Source organism: Nostocoides australiense Ben110 (genome assembly GCF_001050535.1).
Classification (GTDB): domain Bacteria; phylum Actinomycetota; class Actinomycetes; order Actinomycetales; family Dermatophilaceae; genus Nostocoides_A; species Nostocoides_A australiense.
Window position 1 is genome coordinate 2,266,806 of the sequence record NZ_HG764815.1, and the last position, 6,572, is coordinate 2,273,377.

The window sequence follows — 6,572 nt, forward strand, 5'->3', positions numbered from 1 at the left end:
CGTCTCCGCCGTCCCGGCCGCGCCGACCGTCTCCGCCGCGCCGCTCCCGGCACCGGGTGCCTCCGCCCCGGCCATGAGGACGCACGCGGCGCCGTCCCCGAAGAGTCCGGACGCCACCAGGTTGGCCGTCGAGGCGTCGTCGCGCTGCACGGTCAGGCTGCACAACTCCACGGATACGAACGCCGCGACGTGGCCCGGATGGCCCAGCAGATAGTCGTGCACCCGCGCGATCCCCGCGGCGCCGGCGACGCATCCGAGCCCGACGAGCGGCATACGACGCACGTCCGGACGCAGCCCCAGCAGACTGGCGATGCGGGCGTCGAGGGAGGGCACGGCGAGGCCGGTGACCGTCGCGCTCACGATGAGGTCGATCCGGTCGAGCGGTATGCCGGCTGTCTCGGCGGCCTCGGACAACGCCCGGGCGCCGAGCGCGACCCCGTGCTCGATGAAGGCGTCGTTGGCCTCGCCGAAGGTCCGCAACGCGGTCAGCTCCGCCAGCGGCATGGCCAGGTGCCGGGTCTGGACACCGCTGTTGGCGTGCAGGCGCCGCAACAGTTGCGCCCGCGCTCCGGTCAGCCCGGCGATCTGCGCGAAGCCCGCCGTCAGGTCACCTTGGTGGTATTTGTGCTCCGGGACCACCCCGTGCGCCGCAAGGATGCGGCTGGCTCGCGGCCATACGGTATGCACGTGTTCTCCCTCGCTTGGGTGCTCCTCGGATCATGCCATCCGGTTCCCACGCTGATCGTTTCGGCGCTGACCGGACTTTTGTCACAGGCGATGGGGCTGGGGACCGGGGCGACGATTCTCGTGATTCTCGCGGTGCTCACCGGGCAGTTGTCGATCGGCTGGTCCAACGACGTCTTCGACGCCGATCGCGATGCGGCGGCGGGTCGCGGCGACAAACCGTTGGCGAGCGACCATGGCCACCGGCCGGTCGTGCGGGCGGCTGCCGCGCTGGCCCTGGCCGCCACGATCGCCCTTTCGCTGGCGCTCGGGGCTCGAGCCGGACTGACCCACCTCGTGTTCGGCGTGGCGTCCGGCTGGGCCTACAACGCGTGGTTGAAGGCGACGATGTGCTCGTGGCTGCCGTTCCTCCTGGCGTTCGGGACGCTGCCGCAGGTGGTGGCCCTCACTGCGGGCAGGCTCGCGCCGGCGTGGGTGAGCGTGACGGCCGGCCTGCTCGGCGTCGCCGCGCACGCCGTGAACGTGCTGCCGGACATCGCGGACGACCGGCTCACCGGGCTCCGGGGCCTGGGACCCCGACTGGGTGAGCGGGGCGTGCGCCTGCTCGCCACGGCGGCCCTGATCGCCGCAATCACGACGGTGCTGCTCAGCGCAGACCTGCCCACAGGGACCGCCTTGGCGACCGCTGCGGCCGCCGCCGGTGGCGGCGTCGCGGCCCTCTTCGGATCCGGCAAGGTCCCGTTCCTGGCGCTGGGCAGTCTCGCCCTCGTCGTTGCCGCGCTCATGCTGAGCTATCTCTGAGGCCGCTCGGCCACCCCACGACGTGTCCGCCCACGCAGAGCGTGGGACCCAACTCCGTCGTCGCTCCGGTGCTTCGCGGGGACCCCACCCCGTCGGCGGCTCTTCGTTGTACGTCCTTTTCGATACACGCGCTAGGCCAGGCGGGCGGCGGGCGGCAGGAGCGACGGGTCGCCGGCGGGCCACGCCGCCGGATCCGGTCCCATTCGATCGAGTTGCGCCACCTGCAGCGCGCACCACGGCGACACCTGCCGATGCCCCTGACTGACCTCGGCGACGAAGTCACGCCACGGCACCCACTCGACCGCCTCGACCTCCCGGTGGTCGGGCGTCACCTCCGCGGTCGTACCCGCCGACTCCTCCGCCGTGGCGATGAGGACGGGGCACAACTCGTTCTCCACGACCCCGGCCATCTCGGCGCGATAGCGAAAGCGCGGCAGGACCAAGCGGACCGCGCCGAGCGTCATACCCAGCTCGGCGTCAGCGCGCCGCCGCACGGCCGTGTCGAGCGACTCCCCAGGCCCGGGGTGACCGCATACGGTGTTCGTCACGACTCCCGGGAAGGTGCGCTTGCTGCGCGCCCGTGTCGTCACCAGCAGCCGGCCCGCGGCGTCGAAAACGTAGCAGGAGAAGGCCAGATGCAGAGGCGTCGCCTCGTCGTGGATCTCGGTCTTCGCGGCGGTGCCCGTGGCGTGACCGGATTCGTCCACCAGGACCACGAGCTCCTCGGGCCCAGGGCGACCCGATGGGCCGGTGCTGACAGTCACCGGCCCATCATCGACCACGTGGAGCTCAGCCACGCCCGCGAGGCGTGATCAGGGCTGGACGTCGCGCTCCCAGAACCGCAAAGCGGTGCAGGCGTCGACGAACTCGTCCGCGGACCGGTCACCGAGGTCGAACACGCCGCCGTCAGCCTCGACGCCGGCAGCAGTCAACAATGGCTGAGCGTCGGACGAGTGGGCCACGAACTTCTGGTGGCCGAACGCGTCGGCCACAAAATCCTTGGCGCACTTGCGTTTTGCCAACTCCGCGGCTCCGTCGGCGCTCGGCAGCAGCGCCACGGCGTCGAACAGCACCGACGGTGCGCCGGCGATGGCGTGGTCGACCGGGACCTTGCGTCGTCCCAACTGGACGCCGCCGGCCGTCGGGCCGATGAGTTCGACGGTCGCCCCGGCCGCTTCCGCGGCCTTGCGCAGCCCCGCCAACGACTCGGTCGGCGTGCCGTCGGTGACGACGACTCCGATCTTGCGTCCGGCGAAGATCTGCGGCGTGCTCTTGAGGATCGACAGGGCGGGCGACTCGGCCAGGTCGTGCCGCGGGGGCACCGCGCTCTCGGACGCCTCCGGGAGATCCATGCCCAGTTTCGTCGCGACCCGCGTCGCCAGGTCCGGGTCGACGTTGACGAGGTTGGCGAGCATTCGGGTGCGGATGCCCTCGATCTCACACTTGCCGAGCTCGAAGGCGAAACCGCCGACGATGTGCTCCTGCTCGACGGGAGTCTGACTGCGCCAGAACTGATTCGCCTGGCTGTAGTGGTCGGCGAACGACTCGGCGCGGATCCGCCGCTTGTCCCCACTCTCCGGCACCGGCGCGGAGACGAAACCCGAGTCCGGATCTGCCCGCGGCCCGCGGTCGGCCCCGGTGAACGAGTTCGGCTCGTAGTTCGCCCGGCCGGCCTGCGGCATCGTCTGCATGTGTCCGTCGCGCTGGAAGTGCGCGACCGGGCAGCGGGGTGCATTGACCGGGATGTGGGTGAAGTTGGTGCTCCCGAGCCGGGAGAGCTGCGTGTCGAGGTAGGAGAAGTTGCGGCCCTGCAACAGCGGGTCGTTGCTGAAGTCGATCCCCGGCACGATGTTCTGGGTGCAGAAGGCGACCTGTTCGGTCTCGGCGAAGATGTTGTCGACGACCCGGTCCAGGGTGAGCCGGGCGATGACGCGCACCGGCAGAATCTCCTCGGGGATCAGCTTGGTGGGGTCGAGGATGTCGAAGTCGAACTGGTCGGCGAAGGCGTCGTCAAAGACCTGGATGCCCAGATCCCATTGCGGGAGATCGCCCTTGGTGATGGCCGCGTGCAGATCCCGCCGGTGGAAGTCGGGGTCGGCGCCGTTGATCTTGACCGCCTCGTCCCAGAGCACCGACTGCATCCCCTGCCGCGGCTTCCAGTGGAACTTCACGAACCTCGACTCGCCGGCGGCGTTGACCAGCCGGAAGGAGTGGACGCCGAATCCCTCCATGAACCGCAGCGACCGCGGGATCGCCCGGTCCGACATGGTCCACATGACCATGTGGGTCGCCTCGGGCATCAGGGAGATGAAGTCCCAGAAGGTGTCGTGGGCGCTCGCGGCCTGCGGCCAGCCGCGGTCCTGCTCCTCCTTGACCGAGTGCACCAGGTCGGGGAACTTCGTCGCGTCCTGGATGAAGAAGACCGGGATGTTGTTGCCCACCAGGTCCCAGTTGCCTTCGCTGGTGTAGAGCTTGACCGCGAAACCGCGCACATCGCGCGCCAGGTCGGCGGAGCCGAGGTTGCCGGCGACGGTCGAGAACCGCACGAACGCCTCGGTGCGGGTGCCCTTCTCCTGGAAGAGGGCAGCGCGCGTCAGTTCCGGAATGGCTTCCAGGGTCTCGAGATAGCCGTGCGCCCCCACCCCACGCGCGTGCACGACCCGCTCGGGGATGCGCTCGTGGTCGAAGTGAAAGATCTTGTCGCGCAGCGCAAAATCCTCCAGCAGCGTCGGTCCGCGATCGCCGGCGCGCAGGGAGTTCTGACCGTCGGAGAGCGGTGCACCCTGCGCGGTCGTCATGACCTCGTCGCCGACCGGCAGCTGGTGCGTTTCGCCACCGTTGCCGGCGCGATCCCGTGGCGCGGGGACCTCTCGCTTTGCCGTCCCCTTGGCGGTTGACTTCTTGGGCGTCTGTGGCATGACCTCTCCTGATGACCGGCCCGAGATGGAGGTGTGCCGCACGGGCGACCGGGTCACGGGCGGCAGTTTTCACGCTATAGCGCGACGGTGCGCGCACCAGATCTAAGCACCGGCCCAGGACGGCCGCGGAGAGGAAACCACCCCTAAGGGTGGCTGGCCGGCTCACAGGTGCTTCGTCGCCTCGCGCACACTGAGTCCCGACAACTGCTCGGCATGGGTGTCGACGAAGCCGCGCACCCACTGCGGATCGATGCGCGCATACTGCCGCAGCGCCCAACCGATCGCCTTGCGGATGAAGAACTGCGAGCCGTATGCCGTGCCCTCCACGTTCGCCTCGATCACCTCGGTCAGCAAGGACCGGTCGGTGCCCGCCTTGTGGGGCAGCTGGCTGATGATGCTCGCTCGCCGCAGCCACATGTCGTCCGCCACCGACCACTCCCGCATGACAGGAGTCGCAAGATCCCTGTGCGCCAACAGGATCGGCGACACGCACGAGGAGGTGCAGGTGTCGACGAGGTCCCACCACGCGCCGGTGGAGATCAGGTGCCGATAGAGCGGGAGCGTGGACGCGTCCTGCCACCCGCGAGCCGAGCGGTGCGCGGCCAGGGCGAGCGCGGCATACCGCTCCTCGCGGAAGCTCGCCCCGTCATACAGCGCCAGCACCGCCCGCTCCCACTCCGCCCGCGACGCCGGCAGCGGCCCGGCGGCGAAGATGCCCCGCAGGATCTGCTTCATGTCCGGGCTCGTGATGCCCCGATAGGGCATCGCGGACTTCATATACCGTTGCTGCGCAACGGCATTGGCGGCTCGCGCGTGCGGCGCGAGTCCGGACCGGACGGCGGCGACGATCGGCGGGTCAGGCGGGACGGCCATACCGCACCGCCGCGCGAGCGCGCGCCTTCGCGGCCTCCTCCTCGCGGTTCTTCGGCGGCGCCGTGGTGACGAGATCGTCGAGCAGGTGCGCGGTGACGTGCGCGATCTCGGCGACTGCGCGGTCGAAGACCTCCTGGTTGGCGGCGGACGGCTTGGTCGTCCCGGCCACCTTGCGCACGAACTGCAACGCCGCGGCGTGCACCTCGTCCGACGTGGCGGGTGGCTCGAAGTTGTTCAGCGGCCGGATGTTGCGACACATGTGACGATCGTAGGTCGGCCCTCCCAATGGGCGACAGGTGCGGCATTACCCGCGGGAGCATTATGGACGCATGACAGCGCATTTGGTGGCCCGGCTTGCCGTCGTCGACGACCACCCGGTCGTCGCGGAGGGCATCCGGCGCATTCTCGAAGAGCACGCCCCCGGCGTGACGTGGGTCGGGGTGGCCACGTCATACGCGGGGCTCCTCGACGCTCTCCGGGAGTGGGATCCGCTGCCCGACGTCGTGCTCTACGACCTGGACCTGCGCGACGGCTCCACCACCGAGGAAGGCATCGCGCAACTGCACGCCCGGGGCGTCACCGTGGTGATCTGCACGGGCGAGTTCCGGCCCATCCCGATCCGCGACGCCGTCCACGCCGGCGCGATGGGCGTCATGCTCAAGGGCGACCCGCCGGAGCGGATGGTCGACGTCATCAGCTCGGCCGCCGCCGGCGATTTCGCCGTCAGCGGTGACGTGGCGCATCTGCTGATCTCCGACGAGGCGCTCACCCCCAAGCTCGCGCCCCGCGAGATCGAGGTGCTGCAACTGCTCGCCAGCGGCATCCCCCGCAAGGTCATCGGCAAACGCATGTCGCCGCCGGTCGCCGAGACGACGGTGATCACCTATTTCAAGCGTGCGGTGCAGAAGTATCGCGACCTCGGCCGGCAGGTCGAGACCCCGCAGGACGCGGTGCGCGCCGCCGTCCACGACGGATTCCTGCGTCCCATCGAGTGATCGGCACAGCGCGGAGAGATCACTCCACGACGTCGAGGACGAGCAGTCCGTCGTCGTGGTCGACGAGCCGCAGCATCGGCGCGACCTCGAGGCACCTCGGCACCGGAACCGCCCGGTGCGGGTTGGCGACGACGATGCGGGCCGCGCCCGATGTCGGGTATGCCGTGACCGTCACCTGATCGCCTGGTTCCGCGGCCTCGAGCACGGCCGCGATCGCCGTCCGCAGGGCGGGGCCGATCGACGGGGCCCGGTCGTCGACGTGCAGGCTGACCTGCACACCCCGGGCCCGGGCCGCGCCGAG

General features: G+C 70.1%; 7 protein-coding genes and 1 pseudogene. 2 read left to right on the forward strand and 6 right to left on the reverse strand.

The window, feature by feature from the left end; all coding sequences use genetic code 11:
• Positions 1–687 (reverse strand): annotated as a pseudogene (locus BN11_RS10920) (type III polyketide synthase); the annotation flags it as partial.
• Here BN11_RS10920 and BN11_RS10925 point away from each other — a divergent pair.
• Positions 688–1,485 (forward strand): UbiA family prenyltransferase, encoded by a 798-nt coding sequence (locus BN11_RS10925; protein ID WP_235435440.1) that lies wholly within the window; start codon positions 688–690, stop codon positions 1,483–1,485.
• A 131-nt stretch (positions 1,486–1,616) separates the two neighbouring features.
• Here BN11_RS10925 and idi read toward each other — a convergent pair whose 3' ends face one another.
• The 4 genes from idi to BN11_RS10945 form a co-directional block, all read right to left on the reverse strand.
• Positions 1,617–2,249: an isopentenyl-diphosphate Delta-isomerase gene (idi, locus tag BN11_RS10930; RefSeq protein WP_053084075.1), complete on the reverse strand. Its 633-nt coding sequence runs from the start codon at positions 2,247–2,249 to the stop codon at positions 1,617–1,619.
• Between the two features lie 48 nt (positions 2,250–2,297).
• On the reverse strand, positions 2,298–4,403 hold the full coding sequence (locus BN11_RS10935; protein ID WP_048697562.1) for a catalase: 2,106 nt from the start codon (positions 4,401–4,403) through the stop codon (positions 2,298–2,300).
• A 162-nt stretch (positions 4,404–4,565) separates the two neighbouring features.
• Positions 4,566–5,276, reverse strand: a complete 711-nt coding sequence (locus BN11_RS10940; RefSeq protein ID WP_048697565.1) for a DNA alkylation repair protein — start codon at positions 5,274–5,276, stop codon at positions 4,566–4,568.
• Positions 5,260–5,535: a DUF2277 domain-containing protein gene (locus BN11_RS10945; protein WP_048697568.1), complete on the reverse strand. Its 276-nt coding sequence runs from the start codon at positions 5,533–5,535 to the stop codon at positions 5,260–5,262. Before BN11_RS10945 ends, BN11_RS10940 begins: the two co-directional genes overlap by 17 nt.
• 70 nt (positions 5,536–5,605) lie before the next feature.
• On the opposite strand from BN11_RS10945, the gene BN11_RS10950 reads away from it, so the two are divergent.
• Positions 5,606–6,271, forward strand: a complete 666-nt coding sequence (locus BN11_RS10950) for a response regulator (protein WP_083433689.1) — start codon at positions 5,606–5,608, stop codon at positions 6,269–6,271.
• Between the two features lie 19 nt (positions 6,272–6,290).
• Here the strand turns inward: BN11_RS10950 and BN11_RS10955 are convergent.
• The coding region (locus tag BN11_RS10955) for a hypothetical protein (protein ID WP_048697573.1) at positions 6,291–6,572 on the reverse strand (282 nt) is incomplete at its 5' end.